Annotated in this window: 1 protein-coding gene; it reads left to right on the top strand. The window is 63.3% G+C overall.

Features of this window, described 5'->3' with window-relative positions; genetic code table 11:
- Positions 1–1,101: 1,101 nt before the first annotated feature.
- Positions 1,102–2,082: NAD(P)/FAD-dependent oxidoreductase (locus JOZ76_RS14525; protein WP_291699317.1), on the top strand; the 981-nt coding region annotated here is incomplete at its 3' end.

Raw genomic sequence — 2,082 nt, 5'->3', positions numbered from 1 at the left:
GGATCAACATGCGGAACCGAGCGCACCACCACCTTACCCATAGGAGTATGCCGTTCCACAGGCGCAGCTAACCGGCCGAGGGTCAGCACCGTGGAAGCCGGTACCACGAAATCGAGATCGCAAAGACGACGTCCTCATCATCCGCGATAAGGCCGCGCAGCATTGACTGGGGAGTGGATGCGTCCAGGCCGCGGGCGGGTTTCATGCTCCGCGCTCGTCAGCGCTCATATCCGCTAGGCGCCCCACCAGCGCTGGACGGCCTACACGGTGATGGGATCGACAGAGCTTACGGTCTTGGGCCCCGAGTCTTCTCTGGCCCGAGCACGCGAAACTACTCCGTTCCCTCTCGGATCAGCGGCGCGCCCGTTAGTTCATCGTGCGTCAGCCCAGCGGAGTTGTCGTGGGTAACACAGATGCGGAAGCTTTCCTCGGTCAGCCGAGCAGAGAGGGCCATGGCGGGCGCGGCCACTCACTGCCGCGCCCCGGGGCGCCTCGCGTCCCACGGCGTTAACGAAGGCTGGCCGGAGCGCATCGGTTCGGCGTTGCCGCGCTCAGAACCGTCTCGCGAACTAAACGTGATCCTATCGAGATCACGATTGACACCGACGATCATTTCCCATTTCATCCAAGCTAACGATTATCTTTTACCGGCTGCAGCGGCTCGGGCCGCGCGCGCCGGGGCTGATCCACGGCCGAGTCCGCAAAGGACGACGAGCAATAATCACCATCACTGAGGGATATCACATGTCGGCGCGGTTTGCGGGCCGCAGCGTCGCTTCGCTTCGCCTCTACGCGGCAGTGGCAACCCAAAAGGTTTCGCCATTCCGACGGCGAGCCGATCGAGCGCGAGGTGATGTTCAACTCAAGCGCCTCAGCTGCGACCAACGTAATCCAGAGCGCGTATTCACGCCCGAGCAGGAATGGGGCATCAAGGTGTCGTGCCCAAGCGGTCAGCACACGTACCAGCAGCTGTGCCTGTTGACGCAGTCCGGCAAGCTGCCGTGGGACCTCCGCGCCGATCAGGGATCATCACGGTGCGCCACTGATCCCAAACCCGTGGTTCTGAGGTCCCAAATGCTAACTCATATCGGACGCTAACCGATGTTTCGTGGCGTGAACGGTGACATCTCATTCTGGTACGCCGATATTGGCGGCGTGCCGAAGCTCCGCCCCAAGCTGGAGCGAGACATCGAGGTCGACGTTTGCATTGTCGGGGGCGGTTTCACTGGCCTTTGGACTGCATATTACCTGAAGAAGGCGCGTCCAGAGATTGGGGTGGCCGTGCTCGAACGCGAGTTCGCCGGATTCGGTGCGTCGGGGCGCAACGGCGGCAACATGACCGGCCGGTTCACCTGGTCACGCGAGCGATACCTCGGGCGCTCAACGCCTGATCGCCTCGCCGCCATGGAGCTCGCCTTGCGGAACACCGTGGCCGAGGTCATTGGCGTTACGCGTGAGGAGGGGATCGATGCAGACATTGTCCACAGTGGCAACCTCACGATCGCGACCAACCCCGCTCAGCTTGAGCGGATCAAGACGATCTATGAGAATGCGCTCTCCCGTCGGGACGTTCCGGCCGAAGAGGTGGAGCTGCTGTCAGCATATGAGAGCGACGCGCGGGTTAAGCTGAGCCAAGCAGTCGCTGCGGTCCGCAGCACGTACTCGGCGCGCGTCCAACCGGCAAAGCTCGTTCGCGGTATCGCCGCCGCCGCGGAGCGCGCCGGGGCCGTCATCTACGAGGGAACTGGGGTTGCTGAAATATGCGCGAGGCAGGTCCGCACAAGCAGTGGCCGGACGGTTCGCGCCAACGTCATCGTACGGGCGACCGAGGCCTATACGGCGCAGCTGCCCGGTTTTGCTAGGGCCATGGTTCCGCTCAGCAGCGCGATCATTGTAACCGAACCGCTCTCCGACGAGATGTGGTGCCGCATCGGCTGGCAGGGACGCGAGACCGTCAGCGACCCCTCCTGGGGCCATAACTACTGCCAGCGCACGCGCGGCAATCGCCTAACCATCGGCGGTTGGGGAGATCCGTACCGCTACGGATCAGGTACGGACGCGAAGGGCGAGATCCGACAGGCG

Source organism: Bradyrhizobium sp., assembly GCF_019244115.1.
Lineage (GTDB): Bacteria > Pseudomonadota > Alphaproteobacteria > Rhizobiales > Xanthobacteraceae > Bradyrhizobium.
Note: the sequence above shows the minus strand (reverse complement) of the source record. Positions and strands in the feature narration are given on the sequence as shown.